This is a genomic window from Alistipes sp. Marseille-P2263 (genome assembly GCF_018101075.1).
Classification (GTDB): Bacteria; Bacteroidota; Bacteroidia; order Bacteroidales; family Rikenellaceae; genus Alistipes; species Alistipes dispar.
Genome location: NZ_JAGQEJ010000007.1, coordinates 110,699 through 130,237 on the forward strand (window position 1 = coordinate 110,699; position 19,539 = coordinate 130,237).

A 19,539-nucleotide genomic window follows, 5' to 3' on the forward strand; every position below is an offset into this window, starting at 1 on the left:
TATGGAACGTCTGATACTGACGAACGGAAACGTGATCCGCCCGACGCGGATCGAGTCCGGCATGGCCGTCGTCTGCCGCAACGGCCGTATCGAGCGGATTCTTCCCGGAAATGGGGTGACGCCCGAACCCGGCGACCGGGTTATCGACGCCCGGGGCGGATATATTGCTCCGGGATTCATCGACATGCACGTGCACGGCGGTGGCGGGCACGACTTCATGGACGGGACGGTCGAGGCTTTCCTCGGCGTGGCCGAGACCCATGCGCGCTATGGTACCACGGCGCTCGTTCCCACGACGCTGACCTGTACCGACGAGGAACTTTACCGGGTGTTCGAGGTCTTCCGCGAAGCCGACCGGTGCAACAAGCGCGGGGCGCGGCTGCTCGGCCTGCATCTCGAAGGACCCTATTTTTCGCACCGGCAGAGCGGCGCCCAGGATCCGCACTATCTGAAGACCCCCCGCCGCGAGGAGTACGGGACGATTCTCGAAGCCGCCCCGGAAATCATCCGCTGGAGTGTCGCTCCGGAGCTGGACGGCGCTCTCGAAATGGGACACGAACTGCGCCGTCGCGGGATTTTGGCCTCTGTGGCGCATACCGACGCCGTGTATGACGAGGTGGTCCGCGCCCATGAGGCGGGATATACCCACATGACGCATCTCTATTCGGCCATGTCTTCCGTGACGCGGCGCAACGCCCGCCGTTATGCCGGAGCCGTCGAAGCGGCTTATCTGATCGACGCGATGACCGTGGAGATCATCGCCGACGGCGTGCATCTGCCTGAGGCGCTGCTGCGTTTCGTTTACAAGTTCAAGGGTGCGGACCGTACGGCGCTCTGTACCGATGCGATGCGCGGTGCGGGAATGCCCGACGGAGAGTCGGTTCTCGGCAGTCTCCGCAACGGCCGGCGCGTGCTGATCGAGGAAGGCGTGGCGAAACTTCCCGACCGTTCGGCATTTGCCGGAAGCGTCGCGACGACCGACCGTCTGGTACGCACGATGGTCGGTGCGGCGGGAGTGCCGCTCGTCGAGGCCGTGCGGATGATGTCGCTCACGCCGGCCCGCATTCTCGGGCTGGATGCCCGCAAGGGCTCGCTCGACGAGGGCAAGGATGCCGATATCGTCGTTTTCGATTCCCGAATTCATGTCGTAACCACAATTTCTGAAGGTCATGTTCTCTATACCGAATAATTTCCGTACGTTCAGCCGGGAAATGCTGAACGTCAAAGTCTTTTCCACGACCGGGGAGATGGGGCGCGCCGCGGCCGCGGAGGTCGCCGCCAAGATTGTCGAACTGCTCGGAAAAAAGGAGGAGGTCAATATGATCTTCGCCGCCGCCCCCTCGCAGGAGGCATTCCTGAACAGCCTGATTGCCGATAGCCGTATTGACTGGACACGCATCAATGCCTTCCATATGGATGAATACATCGGTGTCGGCCCTTCGGCGCCGCAGAGCTTCGCGCACTTCCTGCGCGAGCGGATCTTCGACCGGGTGCCTTTCCGTTCGGTCTATTGCCTCGACGGACTGGCCTCCGACCGGGATGCCGAGTGTGCGCGCTATGCCGGTCTGCTGCAACGCTATCCGGTCGATATCGTTTGCATGGGAATCGGCGAGAACGGCCATATTGCCTTCAACGACCCCGATGTGGCGGATTTCAACGATCCGAAACTGGTGAAGGTTGTGGCGCTCGATCCCGTCTGCCGCCAGCAGCAGGTCAATGAGAAATGTTTCGAGCGGCTCGATCTGGTGCCCTCCGAGGCGCTGACGCTGACGGTTCCCGCATTGCTGCGGGGTCGGTGGCTCTTCTGCATCGTCCCCTTCGCCAGCAAGGCCGAAGCCGTGCGGTGCACGCTTTACGGAGAGATCTCGGAACACTGTCCCGCGAGTGTGCTGCGCAACGAGGCGGATGCGTGCCTCTATCTGACTGCGGAGAGCGCCCGGTTGCTTCCCGCCGAATGACGAACCCGTTCCGAAACGAAAAACTACCGACCATGAAAAAACAGATTCTCATCATCGCATGCCTCCTCGCCGCGGTCTTCACCGTACGGGCCCAGGGGGTGATCCGTATCGGCATCATCGGCCTCGATACGTCGCATTCCACCGCCTTTACCGAACTGCTCAACGGTACGTCGGACGATCCGCTCGTCCGTGAGTTCGAGGTCGTTGCGGCCTATCCCTACGGATCGACGGCAATCCGGTCGAGCCGCGACCGCATTCCCGGATATATCGAGACCGTGAAGAAGTTCGGCGTGGAGATCACCGCGTCGGTCGCCGAACTGCTCGACAAGGTCGATTGCGTGTTGCTCGAGACGAACGACGGCCGCCTGCATCTCGGGCAGGCCGTCGAGGTCTTCCGCTCGGGAAAAATCTGCTACATCGACAAACCGCTTGGCGCGACGCTCGGCGAGGCCATCGCCATCTACGAGATGGCCGAACGTTACGGTGCGAGCGTCTTCACCTCTTCGGCTCTGCGCTATTCGCCGCAGAATGCGGCGCTGCGTCGCGGCGACTTCGGCAAGATCCTGGGTGCCGACTGCTATTCGCCCCATACGGTCGAGCCGACGCATCCCGATTTCGGATTCTACGGCATCCACGGCGTGGAGACGCTCTACACGCTGCTGGGTACGGGTTGTGAGGCCGTGAGCCGTATCCACTCGCCGATGGGCGACATCGTGTCGGGACGTTGGAACGACGGACGTCTCGGTACGTTCCGCGCCGTCGTCAAGGGCCCGGCCGTCTATGGCGGTACGGCCTTTACGGAGAAGGGGACCGTTGCCGCGGGCGGATACGCCGGCTACAAGGTGCTGCTCGACGAGATTCTCCGCTATTTCAAAAGCGGTGCGAGCCCCGTATCGAAGGAGGAGACCCTCGAGATCTTCACTTTCATGAAGGCTTCGAACATGAGCCTCGAACGCGGCGGACGTACCGTTATGATGGATGAAGCCTATGCCGAAGGCATGAAGGAGGCACGCAGGCTTCTCGAGGCTTACGACGAATAGACGCAAGACGATGAAACGCTTCGAATCGCTCCTGCGCCTGCTGCCCGCCGTGCCGCTCCTCTTCGCTTCGTGCTCGGGAAGTGCGGGACAGCGGCCCCTGCGTCTGGTCGTGCTCGATCCGGGCCATTTCCATGCGAGCCTGTTGCAGAAGAACGCCCTTGCGGAGCTTTCGGACACGGTCCGTGTCTATGCCCCGGAAGGAGAGGAGGTCGAACAGTACTTGGCGGCCGTAGCCTCCTACAACGGACGTGCGGAAGAGCCTACCTCCTGGCAGGAGGTGGTCTATACCGGTCCCGACTACCTCGAGCGGATGGTCGGCGAGCGTGCCGGCGACCTGGTCGTCCTGGCCGGAAACAACCGGAAGAAAACCGGTTATATCCTCGCGTCGGTGAAAGCCGGATATCATGTGTTGTCGGACAAGCCGCTGGCTGTCTGCCGCGAAGACTTCGATACGCTGCGTGCGGCCTATGCCGAAGCGCACCGCCGCGGCGTATGGATCTGCGACCTGATGACCGAGCGGTATGATGCGCTCAACGTTCTGACCCGCAATCTGATGCACGATGCGGAGCTGTTCGGGGACCTGCTTCCCGGATCGGCTGACGATCCGTCGATTTCGATGCGCAGCATCCACCACTTCTTCAAGTCGGTGTCGGGGCGGCCGCTGATTCGCCCGGCGTGGTATTACGACGTGGAGCAGCAGGGCGAGGGGATCGCCGACGTTACGACGCATCTGATCGACCTGGTATTCTGGCAGTGCTTTCCCGAGAATCCCGTACGCTATGAGACGGATGTCGAGGTGCTGGCGGCCAGTCATTGGCCGACCGCTGTCCGTGCGGAGGATTTCCGTCTATCGACGGGTGTCGAACCGTTCCCGCCCTATCTGGAGAAGTACCTCCGCGACGGGGTGCTCGAGGTGATGGCCAACGGCCGGATACTCTTCCGCGTAAAAGGGGTGCACGTCGGCATGGAGGTGGTCTGGAATTGGAGCTCGCCGAACGGCGAGGATGCCTTTTCGGCCGTGGTGCGCGGCAGCCGGGCCTCGATCGAGGTCGTGCAGGACGAGACGACGGGAAATGTCAAGTCGCTCTATGTGCTGGCGGCCGGAGGGGTCGATCCCGCGCAGACGCTGACGGCTTTGCGGCGGCGCGTTGCCGCCTTGCAGCCGGATTATCCCGGGCTGCGGGTCGTGGAGACGGATATTCCGGGTCGTTTCCTGGTGGATTTGCCCGTTGCGGCGCGTCCCGGGCATGAGGTGCATTTCGGACAGGTGGCCGAGCGGTTCCTTCGGAGTATCCGCACGGGCGAGATGCCCGCATGGGAGGAGGCCAATACGCTGGCGAAATACTACATTACGACGATGGCCGTGGAACAGGCCCGCACGGCGTCGCCGGAATAGAAACGAAAGGGCCGCCGGAAGGCGTATGCTGACGACCGAACGGGAGTATTATGCGGAAGAGTCGTTCTTCCATGGTTTCGTGCCGCGTGTCATGGGCACGCGGTTCGATCTGTTGATTGCAGGTATCGACTTGCCGCGGGCGGATGCGCTCTGGGAGCGGACAACGGCCCTTCTGGAGCATCTGAACCGGGTCTTCGACCGCTTCGATCCCGCGAGCGAGGTCGCACGGGTGAATGCCGCGGCCGCACGCGCCCCCGTAGAGGTCGGGCCCGAACTTGGCGAAGCGTTGCAGTCTTGCCGGACGTATTGCGAACGGACCGAGGGGCTTTTCGACATCACCCTCCGGGATCTCTCCCGCGTTCGTCTCGGCACGGAGGCGGGTGTCGTCAGCGTCCGCTTCGACGGGGAGGAAACGTCGCTCGATTTCGGCGGCTTCGCCAAGGGCTATGCGCTGAAGAAGATCGGCGTGCTGTTGCGCGAAGCCGGTGTCGGATCGGCCTTCGTCGATTTCGGCAACAGCTCCATTCTCGGCATCGGCCGTCATCCTTACGGCCCCTGCTGGCGGGTGAGTCTGCCCGATCCTGCAACGGGGAATGCTTTGGCCGAGTTCGACCTCGTGGACCGGGCCCTCTCCGTGTCGGGCAATACGGCGGCCCATACGGAACATATCGTGAATCCGCGCACCGGCCTGCGTGACGCCTCGCGGCAGATCGTGGCGGTCGTCGCCGACGATCCGCTCGATGCCGAAGTGGTGAGCACCGCGTGGATGATCGCCGGCGAACCGCAACGGCGGCGTATTGCCTGCGGATTCGACAAACTGGAAGTTTACGCATACATATTGCATCATGGATAGGAAGAATGGCGGAGCGGAGATAAGTCGCAGGGATTTTTTGAAGAACATGGGGCGCCTGACCGGCGGCGTGACGCTGCTGGCCGCCACGCCGTGGCTGACGTTCTGCACTCCCGAGAAGCATCGGGAGATTGCGGGCGAACGGGCCCGTGTGGCGCTCATCGGCACGGGGTCGCGCGGCCAGTACCATCTCCACAACCTGCGGGCGATCCCCCATGCCGAAGTGGTCGCCCTGTGCGACGACTACGAACCCAACCTGCGGGCGGCGCAGCGGTTGTGCCCCGGGGCGAAATGTTATACGGATTACCGCCGGCTGCTCGAGGACCCCTCGATTGACGGCGTTATCGTCTCTACGCCGCTCGACTGGCATGGGCGGATGACGCTCGACGCCCTGGCGGCCGGCAAGCATGTCTTCTGCGAGAAGGCGATGGCCCGTACGCTCGACGAGTGCCGGGCGATCTACGATGCCTACGGGCGGACGGACCGGGTGCTCTATTTCTGCATGCAGCGCATGTACGATGAGAAATACATCCGGGGCATGGAGCTGATCCGTTCGGGACTGATCGGCGACGTGGTCGGCATGCGCTGCCACTGGTTCCGCAACGCCGACTGGCGCCGTGCGGTGCCGTCGCCCGAGCTGGAGCGGCGGATCAACTGGCGCCTCTATCGGGAGAGTTCGGGCGGTCTGATGACCGAGCTGGCCTGCCATCAGTTGGAGGTGTGCAACTGGGCCGCAGGGCGTATGCCCGAGGAGATCGCGGGCATGGGCGACATCGTTCATTGGAAGGACGGCCGCGAGGTCTATGACAGCGTGAATGTCATCTACCGCTACCGCGACGGCCGCAAGATCTGTTACGAGTCGCTTATCTCGAACAAGTTCAACGGCATGGAAGACCAGATTCTCGGAAGCCGCGGCACGATGGAGCTGGCCAAGGGAGTCTATTACCTCGAGGAGGACCGCTCGGCGTCGGGCATCCGCCAGCTTATCGGGCAGATGAAGGACCGGGTTTTCGCGGCGATTCCGGCGGCGGGGCCGAGCTGGCGTCCCGAAACGCGTGTGGAGTATCCGCCGCATCCGATCGTCGAGGGGGCGATCCACGTGAACGGCGGTCAGAGCATGGTCGGCGCCGACAAGGACGGATCGGACATCATCCTCTCGGCCTTTTGCCACTCGTGCATCACGGGCGAGAAGGCTCCCAATGTCGTCGAGGAGGCCTACTGTTCGACGGTGCTCTGCCTGTTGGGCAACCGGGCCATGGAGGAGCAGCGCACGATCCGCCTCCCCGAGCAGTACCGAATTCCCTACATGAAATTTTAGACCATGAAAGATCTTGTTATCTCCGCACGCCGCATCCGTCGCGAGATCCGCTTTGCGTCGGCGGCTTTCATCGTCGCTTTCCTGACGAATCTCTATGCCGTCGTGCGTTTCGACCGTCCGTGGTACGAGCTTTTCACGCAGATGGGTTACGTCGTCGTAATTACGGCGGTGATCTACCTGCTGCTGTGGATCCCGCGGCTGCTCGCGGCGCTCGTTTCGCGTATGGGAGGGCGCCGCGGATGACTTTTGCGTTTTTTGAAGGTTCATTGTCGGGATTGACGAGCCGTAATCCCCGTAAAATCTCTAATTTTGGATAAACATTACGACCTATGACTACGAGAAGAGACTTCATTAAGAAACTGATGACGGGGGCGGCTGCCGTATCCTTGGGAAGCGTCTTGCCCGGCGTGGTGTCGGCACGGGCCGCCGGAGCCAACGAGCGCATCCGGATCGGCGTGATCGGCGTGAATTCGCGCGGCAATGCCCTGGCTCAGGGTTTTGCGAAGATGAGGGACTGCGAGGTAACCTGTGTGTGCGATGTCGATTCGCGCGCTTTGGCCAAATGCCGCGAGGATATCGCCAAGGTCTGCGGGCGCAAGCCCCGCGGCGAGCGGGATCTGCGCCGTCTGCTCGAGTCGGAGGATGTCGATGCCGTGGTGATCGCCATGCCCGACCACTGGCATGCCGCCGCGGCCGTCATGGCCATGAAGGCCGGCAAGCATGTCTATCTCGAGAAGCCTACGAGCCACAACCCTGCGGAAAACGAACTGCTGATCCGCGCGGCCCTGAAATACGACCGTGTGGTGCAGGTGGGCAACCAGCGCCGTTCGTGGCCCAACGTGATCGAGGCCGTTGCGGCGATCCGCGCCGGCGAGATCGGCAGGGTGCGCTACGCCAAATCGTGGTATGTGAACAACCGCCCGTCGATCGGCATCGGCAGGGAGGTTCCGGTCCCCGGGTGGCTGGACTGGGATCTGTGGCAGGGCCCCGCGCCGCGCGTGAAGGCTTTCAGGGACAATGTCGTACACTACAACTGGCACTGGTTCTGGCACTGGGGAACGGGCGAGGCGTTGAACAACGGTACGCACTTCGTGGATATTCTCCGCTGGGGTCTCGGGGTCGAGTATCCCACGCTGGTCACCTCCGTGGGCGGTCGCTACCGCTTTCAGGACGACTGGGAGACGCCCGACACGCAACTCATTACCTATCAGTTCGGCGACGAGGCCTCCTGTTCGTGGGAGGGCCGCAGTTGCAACGGCACGCCGGTGGACGGCTTCGGTGTGGGCACGGCCTTCTACGGCGAGACGGGCACGCTCTTCATCAGCGGCGGCAACGAATACCGGATCGCCGACATGGGCGGCAAGACGGTCAAGGAGGTGAAGAGCGCCCTGAAGTTCGAAGAGGGCAATCTGCTCAATCCCTCCGAGCAGCTCGATGTCATTCACTTCCGGAACTGGTTCGATGCGATCCGCAAGGGCGAGAAACTCAATTCGGGAATCGTCGATGCCTGCATCAGTACGCAGTTGGTCCAGTTGGGCAACATCGCTCAGCGCGTGGGCCGTTCGCTGCGGATCGACCCGACGACGGGCCGCATCCTCGACGACCGCGAAGCCGGCGACCTCTGGGGCCGCACCTACGAAAAGGGGTGGGAGATTCGCGTCTGACGCCGCGTCGGAAACGCATGGGATAAAAACATAACGTATTATATACTAACGATATGCAAAGGAGAATGCTCGTCTCCCTGTGTGGGGTGTTGTCTCTGTTGATCGCCGGATACGAAGTCTCGGCACAACCCGCCCCGGGGAAATATCTGCCGATGACCGATATTCGCGACCTGGTGCTGATCTATCAGGGTGGTTCTCACCGCATGGACTACAACGCCGAACAACTGCGTCCCTATGTCGTCCACGAGGACCGCTTCGGGAACCGCGACTGGCTCTTTGACGGCTTCCTCTTTCTGGAGTTCGACAGCGGCGAAGGGGTCTCGTACCATGTACGGGGCTCCGCGCCGCTGGCCAGAAAGGAGGACTGGGCCTGGCTTGTCGATCGGCATTTCGAGAGCGGCAAGGGCATTGCGGCGCTCGACGACTGCATCGCGGCGGCCGTTCGGGAGTTGGGAGAGCCGCCCTTCCGTCACAAGGTGGTGATCGGGATTCCCGAGCCTCCGCGCGGTCAGAAAGACTGGGGCGAACTGGAAGGCCGCAAGTTGGATTTCTCGAATGAGGAGGATCGCATAGCCGCCTGCAAATGGTATGCGGATCTCCTCGAGGAACGTTTCCGCAGCAGCGGTTTTCGGCACCTCGAGTTGGCCGGATTCTACTGGCTGCCCGAGATACTGCGGCAGAGCCGCGAGGTGACCCGCGCCCTGGGCGACTACGTGCGGAGCAAGGGGCTGCGCTTCTATTGGATTCCCTACTACACCGCCCAGGGTTACAGCGAGTGGCGCGATCTGGGTTTCGATGCCGCCTACCTGCAGCCGACCTACTTCTGGAACCGCAAGATCGGCGACGAACGGGTAGATCGGGCCTGTGAGTTGGCCCGGACCTACGGCATGGGGCTCGAAATGGAGTTCGACATGCGGGCTTCGGTGAAGTCGGAGGAGTGCCGCCGCGACCGCGGCATGGGCTATATGTCGTCGTTCCGCAGGAACGGAGTTTACCGCTCTTCGGCGATCGCCTACTACGAAGGGGGCGGCGGGGTATATTATTTTACGAAGACCACGGCTCCCGAAGACCGGGCCTTTATCGATACGCTGGCCTACTTCATCCGCGACCGCCGGCATCGGATGCTCGACGGAGCGAAACCCGACTTCCGGGAGACGTTCGGCGGAAAGCGCCTTGATACGGCTTCGTGGAACGAGACGCCGGGCGGCAAGGCCGTCGTGCGGCGCGGACGCCTGCTGTTGAAGGGTACGACCCGCCTCGACACGCGCGGCCGGTGGGATCTGCAATACGGCACGATCGCCGTGCGGGCCCGCATCCGCTCGCGCAATCCCGAAGCGAAGGCCCGCATCCGCCTGCTGCCCGTCACGGAGCGGCTCGGAGCGTGGCCCGACAGCGGCGACCTGTTCCTCATGGACTACGACGGATCGCGGCCCGGCGCTGTGGCCTGCGGTGCGAACACGATGCAGATGAACGAGGTGAAACTGCAAAATATCAAGCGGTCGGTCCTGCCGGTCGAGAACTTGTACGACGGATTCCATACCTTCGTCTGCAAGTGGACCGAACGGGATGTCGTCTTCTCGATGGACGGCACTGCGGCCAACATCCAGGAGGACCTCTTCGACAGCCGTTTTTCGTACTATCCGCAGGGATGGCCTTTCAACTGCGACCGTTTCTATCTGGAGATCTCGACCGAGGCGCCCGACGGCGAGGCCGTACTTGAAGTGGAGTTCGCGGAGGGATTGCCCGACTGATTGTTTCATGATCGAGATATTAAGATACCGCGAATGAAGAAGGTGGTTACTTTCGGGGAGATCATGTTGCGCCTGGCGGCCCCCGGGAATCAGCGATTCTGCCAGGCGAACCGGTTCGATGCCACGTTCGGTGGCGGGGAAGCCAATGTTGCCGTGTCGCTCGCCAATTACGGTTACGTGGCGCAGTTCGTAACGCGTATGCCCGAGAACGATCTTGCCGCGGCCTGCCTGATGGACCTGCACAAGTACGGAGTCCGTACCGATCATGTCGTTTTCGGAGGCGAGCGGCTCGGCATCTATTTTCTGGAGACGGGAGCGGTGAGCCGCCCCGGCAAGGTCGTTTACGACCGGGCGCACTCCTCGATGGCCGGGATCCGCCCGGGGATGATCGACTGGGAGCGGGTATTCGAGGGAGCGTCGTGGTTCCATTGGACGGGAATCACGCCGGCGATCAGCGCCGGAGCGGCCGAAGCCTGCCGGGAGGCCGTCGAAGCGGCCAATCGGATGCAGGTCCCCGTTTCGTGCGACCTGAATTACCGCGACAAACTCTGGAAATACGGCAAGACGGCCGCCGAGGTGATGCCCCGCCTGGTGGCGGGTTGCGACGTGGCGATCGCCAACGAGGAGGATGCCGAGAAGGTCTTCGGTATCAAACCCGAGGGTTTCGACGCTGCGACTGCGGGCGGCGGGATCGACAGTCGCCGTTTCGGGGATGTCTGCCGCCGGCTCATGGAACGTTTCCCGCGTCTGCGGAAGGTGGCCGTCACCCTGCGCGGGTCGATCAACGCGAGCCGCAACACCTGGGGCGGGGTGCTCTGCGACGGACGGCGTCTCTACCGTTCGAAACGTTACGACATCACGCATATCGTCGATCGTGTGGGCGGCGGCGACTCCTTTGCCGGCGGGCTGATCCACGGCCTGCTCGCCTGGCCCGGAGACGATGCCCGGGCTCTGGAGTTCGCGGCGGCGGCTTCGTGTCTCAAACATACGATCGACGGCGATTACAACCTCGTCTCCGCGGAGGAGGTCGAGCGGCTGATGCGGGGCAACGGCTCGGGACGCGTCTCCCGATAAAAACAGGCGATATGGCACGATTCGACTTTTTGGAGGTGCTCTGCACACTCCGCGATACGGGCATGGTTCCCGTCTTTTATCACCGGGACGCCGCAGTGGCCTGTCAGGTCCTGAAAGCCTGCTATGAGGGCGGCGTCCGCGCGTTCGAATTCACGGACCGCGGGGATTTCGCCTGCGAGGTTTTCGCCTCGCTCGTGAAATACGCCGGGAAGGAGTGTCCCGAAATGGCACTCGGTGTCGGTTCGGTGACCGACGCGCCTACGGCGGCGTCCTATCTGAGCTGTGGGGCGGACTTCGTGGTCGGTCCCTGTTTCGTGGAAGAGGTGGCGCGGCTGTGCAATCGCCGGGTTGTCCCTTACGTTCCCGGCTGCGGGACCGTTGCGGAGATCGTGGCGGCCCAGGAGGCGGGCTGCAACCTGGTGAAGCTCTTTCCGGCGGGATGTGCGGGCGGACCTTCGTTCGTGAAGAGTGTCCGCGGACCGCTCCCGCGCGTGCAGATTATGGCGACGGGCGCCGTGGAACCTACGGAAGAGAGTCTCCGGGCGTGGTTCGAGGCGGGCGTCGCCTGCGTCGGCATGGGGTCGCGGCTATTTCCCGCCCCGCGGCTTGAGGCGGGGGACTGGATGTGGATCGCCGGCAAATGCCGCTTTGTTCTCGGGGTGATCCGGAGCTGCCGGCGGAAATGACCGTTCCGTTATCGGAAATTTCAAAAAACCATCGGATATGAGAAATCTCTTCAGTGTCGGAGACCGCGTCATCGTCATCACGGGCGCGGCGGGGATTCTGGGATCGGCCATGGTCCGCCACTTTGCCGAGCAGGGAGCGCAGGTCGTCGTCTTGGACCGCAATCTCGAGGCGGGAGAGCGGCTTGCCGCAGAGGTCGCGGCCGAGGGGGGCCGTGCCGCGGCGTATGCGACGGATGTTCTGGACCGTGCGTCGCTTGCGGAAAACCATGCGGAGATCATGGACCGTTTCGGTCGTATCGACGTGCTCATAAATGCCGCCGGGGGCAATATGCCCGGGGCGACGATCCCTCCTGACAAGACCTTCTTCGACCTCGATCCCGAGGCGGTGCGCAAGGTCGTCGATCTGAATCTTTTCGGAACGATCCTTCCGACGATGGTCTTTGCCCGCGCGATGACCGAACGGGGCGAGGGGTCGATTATCAACATCGCTTCCGAATCGGCCCTGCGTCCCTTGACCCGCGTGGCGGGCTATGGCGCGGCGAAGGCTGCCGTAGTGAACTTTACACGCTACATGTGCGGGGAGCTGGCCACGAAGTTCGGTGCCGGGCTACGCGTGAATGCCATTGCTCCGGGTTTTTTCCTTACGGAGCAGAACCGCACGCTGCTGACGAATCCCGACGGAAGTCTCACGCCCCGGGCACGGACGATTCTGGCCCATACGCCCTTCGGGCGTTTCGGCGAGCCCGGGGAGCTGCTCGGCACGCTGCAATGGCTTGCGAGCGACGCGTCGCGTTTCGTTTCGGGAACGCTGACGGTGATCGACGGCGGATTCGACGCCTTCTCGATCTGAACGGTCTGGACGACGATTGATTCTAAAACGAACGAACATGTATTTGTGCAAACAATCCTGGCGCTGGTACGGGCCCGATGATCCGGTCGGTTTGCGGGATATCCGTCAGGCGGGCGCCACCGACGTCGTGCATGCGCTGCACCACATACCCAACGGCGAGGTGTGGCCGGTCGGGGAGATCAGGCGTCGCAAACGGCTCATCGCCGAAGCAGGACTCGTGTGGAGCGTCGTGGAGAGCGTTCCCGTCCATGAGCAGATCAAGACTCGTACGGGCGATTTCCGTCGCTATACGGAGAACTACAAACAGACCTTGCGCAACCTGGCCGCCTGCGGTATCCGTTGCGTGACTTACAATTTCATGCCGGTGCTCGACTGGACCCGCACCGACCTCTCCTTTGCCATGCCCGACGGTTCCCGGGCCCTGCGTTTCGAGCGCGACGCCTATGTCGCATTCGATCTCTTCGTTCTGAAGCGTCCCGGAGCCGGGGCTGAATACGACGACGAGGCGAAGGCACGCGCCCGCCGGCGGTTCGAACGGATGTCCGCAACCGAAAAGAACCGGTTGGTGCGCAACATGATCGCCGGACTTCCCGGTTCGGAGGAGAGTTTCACCCTGCGGCAGTTCCAGGAGGCGTTGGACCGTTACCGCGACATCGACGCGGAGCAGTTGCGGCGGCATCTGATCCTTTTCCTCGGGGAGGTCGCTCCGGCAGCCGACGAGGCGGGGGTCGTGCTGGCCATTCATCCCGACGACCCTCCGTTCCCGATTCTGGGACTTCCGCGGATACTCTCTACGGCCTCCGATTTCCGGCGGCTCGTCTCCGAGGTGCCCTGCTCTTCGAACGGTTTGTGTCTCTGTACGGGATCGTTCGGCGTGCGTGCGGACAATGATCTTCCCGCCATGATGCGTGAGTTCGGCGATCGGGTCCGCTTCGTGCATCTGCGCAACACACGGCGCGATGCCGACGGAAACTTCGTCGAGACGGACCATCTGGAGGGCGACACGGATATGTACGAGATGATGAAAGCCCTTCTGGAGGTCGAACAACGGTACAAGGTCTCGATTCCGGTGCGTCCCGACCACGGACACCAAATGGGAGACGACTTGAAGAAAAAGGGCAATCCCGGCTATTCGTATGTCGGACGCTTGCGAGGCCTCGCCGAACTGCGGGGGCTCGAGACGGGCATAGCCCGTTCGCTGTTCTCCGAACAGTCGCAGGGCGTCCTGGCGATCCCTCGCACCCTCGGACGATGATCCGATGCGGACTGTCCGGCCGGGAGCGTACGGCCACGCGAAACCCCGGTGTCCGGGAAGCTCCCGATGCCGATGTGCTTGCGCGGATTCCTTACAGCGCCTCGCCCACCACGTAGGTGCTGCCGCCGATGAAGATCATGTCCTCCGCGCCGGCCAGCTCGCGGGCCCGGGCCACTGCGGCCGGGACGTCGGCGACGGCCTCGCCCCGCAGTCCGTAGATCGCGGCCTTCGCGGTCAGCTCCCCGGCGGTCATGGCGCGGTCGGAGTGCGCCTGCGTGAAGATATAGTGCGCCTCGTGCGGCAGCAGCGGCAGGATGTGCGCCAGGTCCTTGTCGCGGACGAATCCCATGACGCAGAAGAGCCGTTTGCAGGGCGTGGCCTTCAGTTGCCGGGCCACATAGGCGATGCCGTGGGCGTTGTGTCCCGTGTCGCATACCGTGAGGGGCGCATCGCCGATCTTCTGCCAGCGGCCGTGCAGCGACGTGTGGGCCGCGGCGTCGCGCATTCCCTCGAGGTAGGCGCGGCGCGAGATCGTCAGCGGCGTCTCTTCGTGCAGGAAGTCGATGGCGGCCGAGGCCGTCACGACGTTGCGGCTCTGGTAGATGCCCCGCAGATCCAGCTCCACGTCGAAAGTCCGGTCGTCGCGCGTGCGGCGCAGGCTGAACGACTGCCGGTCCCCCCGCTCGGTGCAGCTCTCGCAGCGGAACTCCCGTTCGGCGTAGATCACCTTCGACTTGTTCGCGGCGGCGGCCTGCTCGATCACGCCGTCGTAGCGTTCGTCTGCCTCGCCGATGAGAACCGGGATGCTCTTCTTGACGATGCCGGCCTTCTCGGCGGCGATCTTTTGCAGCGTGTCGCCCAGCAGCGCGGTGTGCTCCAGCCCGATGTTGGTGATGATGCTCAGGATCGGGACGACGATGTTCGTGGCGTCGAGCCGTCCCCCGAGTCCTGTTTCGATCACGGCCACCTCGACGTCGCTCTGCGCGAAGTAGTCGAAGGCCATCGCCGCGGTCATTTCGAAGAACGACAGCTCCAGATCGACCATCTTTTCGCGGTGCTTGTCCACGAAGTTCACCACCTTCTGCTTGGGAATCATCTCGCCGTCCACGCGGATCCGTTCGCGGAAGTCCTGCAAGTGGGGCGAGGTGAAGAGCCCCGTGCGGTAGCCGGCCTGCTGGAGCACCGAGGCGATGATGTGCGCCACGGAGCCCTTGCCGTTGGTTCCCGCGATATGGATGGTGAAGAAGTTGCGCTGCGGATTGCCCAGGTGGCGGCAGAATGCGGCGATGCGCTCCAATCCCGGCTTGTAGGCCGTCGCTCCCTGGGTTTCGAAGGCGGGCAGCGACGAGAAGAGGAATTCGAGGGTTTGGGTGTAATTCATGGTGTACGGTGTTATTTGACGAGGTAGTTTCGGCGTTTGACGCGGTAGGCGACGAAATAGAGCACGCAGAGCAGCAGCACGTACTCCGCGATGCGGGCGATGTAGTCGCCGTAGCGGGTGTAGAAGGTCTCCTGCGACGAGAGCGGCACGTCGGCCGTGATGACGCCGCGCTGTTCCCAGCCCAGCGTCTGCCCCACGTCGCCGCGCGCCGAGATGAAGCCCGACCGTCCGGTGTTGGCCGAGCGGGCGATGGCGCGGCGGTGCTCGATGGCCCGCAGGCGCGAGATCGAGAAGAGGTGTTTGTAGCCGGGCGTGTCGCCCCACCAGCCGTCGTTGGAGATGATGGCCAGGAACTGTGCGCCGCGCCGAACGAAGTCGCCGCAGAAGTCGCCGTAGAGTCCTTCGTAGCAGATCGCCGGGCCGACCGTCGCCCCGGCGTGCCCGAACGCCGTGCCGTGCTGGCCCATGCCGATCTGGCCCAGCGTGCCCCCCAGGTCGATGACGAGGAACTTCAGCACGTCGAACACCCACGTCGGGGTGTTCTCCACGCCGATCACCAGCCGTCCCTTGTGGTGGAGGCTGACACGTCCTGCGGAGTCGATTCCCACGGCCGTGTTGAATATGTCGTAGTAGCTGCCGTCCAGCCGGTTGTAGCGCGCCGTGGGGGTCTGCGCCCCGGCCTCGTAGCGCCGCAGCGTGTTGGCCCCGGTGACGAGCATCGCTTCGGGATGCGCCGTGCGGAGCGAGTCGGTCAGCTCCAGCCAGAATGCGCCGGGCGTCCGCCCGCCGGGCGCGTCGGAGAGTGACGGCTCCCAGTAGTGTTCCGGTACGGCGGTTTCGGGCAGCAGGATGAACTGCGCCCCGGCGGGAACCTCGTGCAGCAGCTCCGCGATGTTGCGCTGCTGGCGTTCCGCGTCGCCGTGGAATTTGTCGTAGCAATCGACGTTGGGCTGGACGATGCTGACGCGGACCGTCCCTTCGTCGGGCTGCTTCCATCCGCACCGGATCGCCAGCGAGGCGGCCAGCGGTAGGACGACGACGGCCGCCGCCGCGAGACTGCGCCGCAGCGTGCGCCGCCGGAGCGCCTCGAAGACGGCCATATTGCTCGCCAGCACCCACAGCGATCCGCCGAAGACGCCCGTGTATTCGTACCACTGCACGGCCCAGACCTCGTGCGAGAAACCGTTGCCCAGCACGAGCCACGGCCACGAGAACTCGCCGGTCGTGTACCAGTATTCGGTGGCGATCCACGCCGCGGCGAGCGTGGTGTAGGCCAGCGCCGCGGGGGCTTTTTTCGAAACGGTGTGGAACAACATGAAGGCGATCATGTTGAGGGTCGTCGAAGCCAGCGTCGCGGCGAACGGCCCGACGGGCGTGGCGTTCCATATCCACCAGACGGTCAGTGCGTTCCACAGGACGAACGTCAGCGTTGCCCAGCCGAACATGCCACGCCACGAACGGCGTGAGCCGTCGTACGAGCCGCTGATCCACAGCAGGGGGACGAATCCGACGAGCAGCGTCAGTCCCGTCATGCCCAGCCAGCCCGTTGAGAGCAGGAGAGCCGAGAGAGTTGCCGCCGCGAGTTTTCGAGACATGGGAAGGCCGTGTGTGATTTTACGTTTTTACGTGAGGCAAAAGTAGTCAAACGGGCTTAGATTTCAAAAATATTTCCTATTTTTGTGTGAAACTAAAAAATCCCTGATGACATGAAGAAATTTTCCGTTTTGCTATGCGCCTTCGCCGGTCTGCTCTTCTCGGCCTGCGGCGGCGGAGAGGAGGGCTGGAAGCGGGTGGACGGCGTGATCGTGTTCGACACGCCCGAACGCGAACCGGGCCAGAAGTCGGTGCTCGGGCTGCGCACGGCGCCCATGGAGACGGTCCGCGTGGGCTTTATCGGGCTGGGTATGCGCGGTCCGGGGGCCGTGGAACGGTTCACGCACCTCGACGGCGTGGAGATCAAGGCGCTCTGCGACCTCTATCCCGAGCGGGTGGAGAGCGCGCAGGGGATTCTCTCGAAGCGCGGCTTCCCCGAGGCGGCGTCGTACAGCGGCGAGGAGGGCTGGAAACAGCTCTGCGAGCGCAACGACATCGACCTGGTGTATATCGCCACGCCGTGGCTCAAGCACGTGCCGATGGCCGTGTACGCCATGGAGCACGGCAAGCACGTGGCCGTCGAAGTGCCCGCCGCGCAGTCGCTCGAGGAGTGCTGGCAGCTGGTGAACACCGCCGAGAAGTACCAGCGCCACTGCATGATGCTCGAGAACTGCGTCTATGACTTTTTCGAGCTGACGACGCTCAACATGGCGCGCCACGGGCTTTTCGGCGAGATTCTGCATGTCGAGGGCTCCTACATCCACAACCTCGACGAGTTCTGGGACTACTACCAGGGCAACTGGCGTCTGGACTTCGACCAGAAGCACCGCGGCGACGTTTACGCCACGCACGGTCTGGGTCCCGCCTGCCAGTTGCTCGGCATCCACCGCGGCGACAAGATGAACTACCTGGTGGCGATGGACACCAAGTCGGTGAACGGTCTGAAGGCCGCCCGGGAGAAGATGGGCGTCGATACCTTTGCCAACGGAGACCACACGCTGACGCTCATCAAGACCGAGAAGGGCCGCACGATCCACTTGCAGCACAACGTTTACACGCCGCGTCCGTACAGCCGCATGTACCAGCTTACGGGAACCGAGGGCTTCGCCAACAAATACCCCGTCGAGGGCTATGCGTTCCGTGCCGGACAACTGGCCGGGAGCGGCGTGCCCGACCACGAGAACCTGAGCGAGCACTCCTTCATTCCCGAAGAGGCGAAGGCCGCGCTGATGGAGCAGTACAAGGATCCGATCGTCAGGGACATCGAGGATAAGGCCCGCGAGGTCGGCGGCCACGGCGGCATGGACTTCATCATGGACTACCGGCTGATCTACTGCCTGCGCAACGGCCTGCCGCTGGATCAGGACGTGTACGACGCGGCCGAGTGGTCGTGCATCGGCGCGCTTACGGCCATGTCGCTCGACCACAACAGCGCTCCCGTCGCCGTTCCGGACTTCACGCGCGGAGACTGGAACAAGATCGACGGCTACCGCCACGCCCTGTCCGGGGAGTAGCTGCCGTCGGTCCGGTTTCCGATGCGCCGGAGACGTTCTCCGCAACGCCCGGGAACGAGGCTTCCGTCCCTGCCGCAACGGCTGCGGCAGGGACGTTTTTTCGTGCCTTCGCCGCGGCGCGGGCCGGTCGGATGCGCCGCTGGACGGGGAAAGCCGTCTCCGCTGTCCGGATTTTCCCGGCGCGCAGTGCGTACCGACGCGAAAAAAAACGTATCTTTGCGGAACGGAAAACCGATTCGGATGCGAAAGTCGCTGTTGCTGTTCTTTGCCTTCGCGGCTTGCTGGCTCTTCTTTTCGGAGGGCGGAGCGGATGCGTCCGCGCTGCATGAAAGCCCCGTGGCCGAGTTCTCGGTCGATGCCGGGTGCGCGGACCAGTGGAGGCTGGAGCGCATCGGCAACTCGGATCTGAACCGGCTCCGCACCCTCCGCGAGACGGAGACCTGCCCGGTCGTCCGCCTCGTGCAGCGCGAAGGTCCGGCGTCGGCCGGCCGTGCGGCTCTCCTGCGGGAGGGCGTTCCGTGCGGCAAGTGTTCCGGCGCCCTCCGTTCCGCCTTCACTTTCCCGTTCCGCGACTCCTTCGCCGGACCGTCGGTCGCGGATTTCTACGTTTTCCGCCTGTGCCGGCTCATTATTTAGCGATTCGTGCCTTTCCCTTCTTTTCCCGAAACACGAAACGTCAAATAATGTCATAAAATGGATAAAACGAAAATCTGCGAGGCGATGTACGCCTTGCCCGGAGCGGTTGTGATACGCCGCCGCAAATCCTTTCTGATGCCTGTTCTGCTCGTCGCCGCAGGTATCGCTCTGCTGATTCTGAACCGCTCTTTCAGGGCCGACCTGTCGAACGACCTGCGTTCCGCGATCGTCTTCGTCGGGGCCTCGCTGCTGCTGGCGGGAGTGGCCGTGCTTTTCGCTCGCCTCTTCAGCGCCGGTAATCCCTATTATCCCGCGGGACGCTGTTACCTGCGCTACGAGGAGCTGTTTTTCGAGATTTACGAGAAGACCGCCGTGGCGCGGTGCGTCGAGGAGGGCGGTTTCCGGGAACTCCTCGGGAAACCGCAGGCCCGCGTTCCGGCCGTGACGGTTTCCATGTACCGTTCGCCCGACGACCGGTTCGTGGCGATGCAGGCCTTCGAATACGCCGATCTGGAATACAAGCCATTGACGCAGGTGCGTATCGTGGACGGAACGTCCGTCTGATGGCCCGGA

General features: G+C 63.3%; 18 protein-coding genes. 16 read left to right on the plus strand and 2 right to left on the minus strand.

The features are described from left to right. Position 1: 1 nt before the first annotated feature. The 13 genes from nagA (at position 2) to uxuA (ending at position 13,842) form a co-directional block, all read left to right on the plus strand. Complete coding sequence (gene nagA, locus KB554_RS09740) at positions 2-1,189, plus strand: N-acetylglucosamine-6-phosphate deacetylase (RefSeq protein ID WP_211035830.1); 1,188 nt, start codon at positions 2-4, stop codon at positions 1,187-1,189. Beyond that, positions 1,170-1,958, plus strand: a complete 789-nt coding sequence (locus tag KB554_RS09745) for a glucosamine-6-phosphate deaminase (protein WP_141428217.1) — start codon at positions 1,170-1,172, stop codon at positions 1,956-1,958. Before nagA ends, KB554_RS09745 begins: the two co-directional genes overlap by 20 nt. Before the next feature lie 32 nt (positions 1,959-1,990). After that, positions 1,991-2,998, plus strand: coding sequence for a Gfo/Idh/MocA family oxidoreductase (locus KB554_RS09750; RefSeq protein ID WP_211035832.1), 1,008 nt, complete (start codon positions 1,991-1,993; stop codon positions 2,996-2,998). A 10-nt stretch (positions 2,999-3,008) separates the two neighbouring features. After that, positions 3,009-4,394, plus strand: a complete 1,386-nt coding sequence (locus tag KB554_RS09755) for a putative oxidoreductase C-terminal domain-containing protein (RefSeq protein WP_211035834.1) — start codon at positions 3,009-3,011, stop codon at positions 4,392-4,394. Positions 4,395-4,419: 25 nt separating this feature from the next. Further along, positions 4,420-5,247, plus strand: coding sequence for an FAD:protein FMN transferase (locus KB554_RS09760; protein ID WP_211035836.1), 828 nt, complete (start codon positions 4,420-4,422; stop codon positions 5,245-5,247). Beyond that, the gene (locus KB554_RS09765) at positions 5,240-6,562 is read left to right on the plus strand and encodes a Gfo/Idh/MocA family oxidoreductase (protein ID WP_211035837.1); all 1,323 of its coding nucleotides are present in this window, start codon (positions 5,240-5,242) and stop codon (positions 6,560-6,562) included. Before KB554_RS09760 ends, KB554_RS09765 begins: the two co-directional genes overlap by 8 nt. 3 nt (positions 6,563-6,565) lie before the next feature. Beyond that, entirely contained in the window at positions 6,566-6,805 is a 240-nt protein-coding gene (locus tag KB554_RS09770) for a hypothetical protein (protein WP_211035838.1), read from the plus strand. A gap of 86 nt (positions 6,806-6,891) precedes the next feature. After that, positions 6,892-8,226 carry a Gfo/Idh/MocA family oxidoreductase gene (locus KB554_RS09775; RefSeq protein WP_211035839.1) on the plus strand — a complete coding sequence of 445 codons (1,335 nt, stop codon included), beginning with the start codon at positions 6,892-6,894 and terminating at the stop codon, positions 8,224-8,226. Between the two features lie 152 nt (positions 8,227-8,378). Continuing rightward, the gene (locus KB554_RS09780) at positions 8,379-9,977 is read left to right on the plus strand and encodes a DUF4855 domain-containing protein (protein WP_211035840.1); all 1,599 of its coding nucleotides are present in this window, start codon (positions 8,379-8,381) and stop codon (positions 9,975-9,977) included. Between the two features lie 33 nt (positions 9,978-10,010). After that, positions 10,011-11,051, plus strand: a complete 1,041-nt coding sequence (locus KB554_RS09785; protein ID WP_141428209.1) for a sugar kinase — start codon at positions 10,011-10,013, stop codon at positions 11,049-11,051. A gap of 11 nt (positions 11,052-11,062) precedes the next feature. After that, complete coding sequence (locus tag KB554_RS09790) at positions 11,063-11,737, plus strand: bifunctional 4-hydroxy-2-oxoglutarate aldolase/2-dehydro-3-deoxy-phosphogluconate aldolase (protein WP_211035841.1); 675 nt, start codon at positions 11,063-11,065, stop codon at positions 11,735-11,737. A gap of 37 nt (positions 11,738-11,774) precedes the next feature. Beyond that, positions 11,775-12,587: an SDR family oxidoreductase gene (locus KB554_RS09795; RefSeq protein WP_141428207.1), complete on the plus strand. Its 813-nt coding sequence runs from the start codon at positions 11,775-11,777 to the stop codon at positions 12,585-12,587. 37 nt (positions 12,588-12,624) lie between these two features. Further along, a complete protein-coding gene (gene uxuA, locus KB554_RS09800; RefSeq protein WP_211035842.1) occupies positions 12,625-13,842 on the plus strand; it encodes a mannonate dehydratase in 1,218 nt (405 codons plus the stop codon). Positions 13,843-13,933: 91 nt separating this feature from the next. Here uxuA and KB554_RS09805 read toward each other — a convergent pair whose 3' ends face one another. Together KB554_RS09805 and lnt are read right to left on the minus strand one after the other, a co-directional pair. Further along, positions 13,934-15,223, minus strand: coding sequence for a folylpolyglutamate synthase/dihydrofolate synthase family protein (locus KB554_RS09805; RefSeq protein WP_141428205.1), 1,290 nt, complete (start codon positions 15,221-15,223; stop codon positions 13,934-13,936). Between the two features lie 11 nt (positions 15,224-15,234). Then, entirely contained in the window at positions 15,235-16,818 is a 1,584-nt protein-coding gene (gene lnt, locus KB554_RS09810) for an apolipoprotein N-acyltransferase (RefSeq protein ID WP_211035843.1), read from the minus strand. 111 nt (positions 16,819-16,929) lie between these two features. Between lnt and KB554_RS09815 the strand changes: the two genes are divergently transcribed. The 3 genes from KB554_RS09815 to KB554_RS09825 all read left to right on the plus strand — a co-directional run bounded on the left by KB554_RS09815 (position 16,930) and on the right by KB554_RS09825 (position 19,530). Next, a complete protein-coding gene (locus KB554_RS09815) occupies positions 16,930-18,330 on the plus strand; it encodes a Gfo/Idh/MocA family oxidoreductase (protein WP_211035844.1) in 1,401 nt (466 codons plus the stop codon). Positions 18,331-18,570: 240 nt separating this feature from the next. Next, positions 18,571-18,966, plus strand: coding sequence for a hypothetical protein (locus KB554_RS09820; RefSeq protein ID WP_211035846.1), 396 nt, complete (start codon positions 18,571-18,573; stop codon positions 18,964-18,966). Positions 18,967-19,023: 57 nt separating this feature from the next. Further along, positions 19,024-19,530, plus strand: coding sequence for a hypothetical protein (locus KB554_RS09825; RefSeq protein WP_232522939.1), 507 nt, complete (start codon positions 19,024-19,026; stop codon positions 19,528-19,530). Positions 19,531-19,539: the final 9 nt, after the last annotated feature.

Coding starts and splice junctions, on each gene's coding strand:
- KB554_RS09795 (WP_141428207.1), top strand. CDS start 11,775: ATGAGAAATCTCTTCAGTGTCGGAGACCGCGTCATCGTCATCACGGGC.
- KB554_RS09750 (WP_211035832.1), top strand. CDS start 1,991: ATGAAAAAACAGATTCTCATCATCGCATGCCTCCTCGCCGCGGTCTTC.
- KB554_RS09745 (WP_141428217.1), top strand. CDS start 1,170: ATGTTCTCTATACCGAATAATTTCCGTACGTTCAGCCGGGAAATGCTG.
- nagA (WP_211035830.1), top strand. CDS start 2: ATGGAACGTCTGATACTGACGAACGGAAACGTGATCCGCCCGACGCGG.
- KB554_RS09805 (WP_141428205.1), bottom strand. CDS start 15,223: ATGAATTACACCCAAACCCTCGAATTCCTCTTCTCGTCGCTGCCCGCC.
- lnt (WP_211035843.1), bottom strand. CDS start 16,818: ATGTCTCGAAAACTCGCGGCGGCAACTCTCTCGGCTCTCCTGCTCTCA.
- KB554_RS09790 (WP_211035841.1), top strand. CDS start 11,063: ATGGCACGATTCGACTTTTTGGAGGTGCTCTGCACACTCCGCGATACG.
- KB554_RS09785 (WP_141428209.1), top strand. CDS start 10,011: ATGAAGAAGGTGGTTACTTTCGGGGAGATCATGTTGCGCCTGGCGGCC.
- KB554_RS09775 (WP_211035839.1), top strand. CDS start 6,892: ATGACTACGAGAAGAGACTTCATTAAGAAACTGATGACGGGGGCGGCT.
- KB554_RS09760 (WP_211035836.1), top strand. CDS start 4,420: ATGCTGACGACCGAACGGGAGTATTATGCGGAAGAGTCGTTCTTCCAT.
- uxuA (WP_211035842.1), top strand. CDS start 12,625: ATGTATTTGTGCAAACAATCCTGGCGCTGGTACGGGCCCGATGATCCG.
- KB554_RS09780 (WP_211035840.1), top strand. CDS start 8,379: ATGACCGATATTCGCGACCTGGTGCTGATCTATCAGGGTGGTTCTCAC.
- KB554_RS09820 (WP_211035846.1), top strand. CDS start 18,571: ATGCGAAAGTCGCTGTTGCTGTTCTTTGCCTTCGCGGCTTGCTGGCTC.
- KB554_RS09770 (WP_211035838.1), top strand. CDS start 6,566: ATGAAAGATCTTGTTATCTCCGCACGCCGCATCCGTCGCGAGATCCGC.
- KB554_RS09815 (WP_211035844.1), top strand. CDS start 16,930: ATGAAGAAATTTTCCGTTTTGCTATGCGCCTTCGCCGGTCTGCTCTTC.
- KB554_RS09825 (WP_232522939.1), top strand. CDS start 19,024: ATGGATAAAACGAAAATCTGCGAGGCGATGTACGCCTTGCCCGGAGCG.
- KB554_RS09765 (WP_211035837.1), top strand. CDS start 5,240: ATGGATAGGAAGAATGGCGGAGCGGAGATAAGTCGCAGGGATTTTTTG.
- KB554_RS09755 (WP_211035834.1), top strand. CDS start 3,009: ATGAAACGCTTCGAATCGCTCCTGCGCCTGCTGCCCGCCGTGCCGCTC.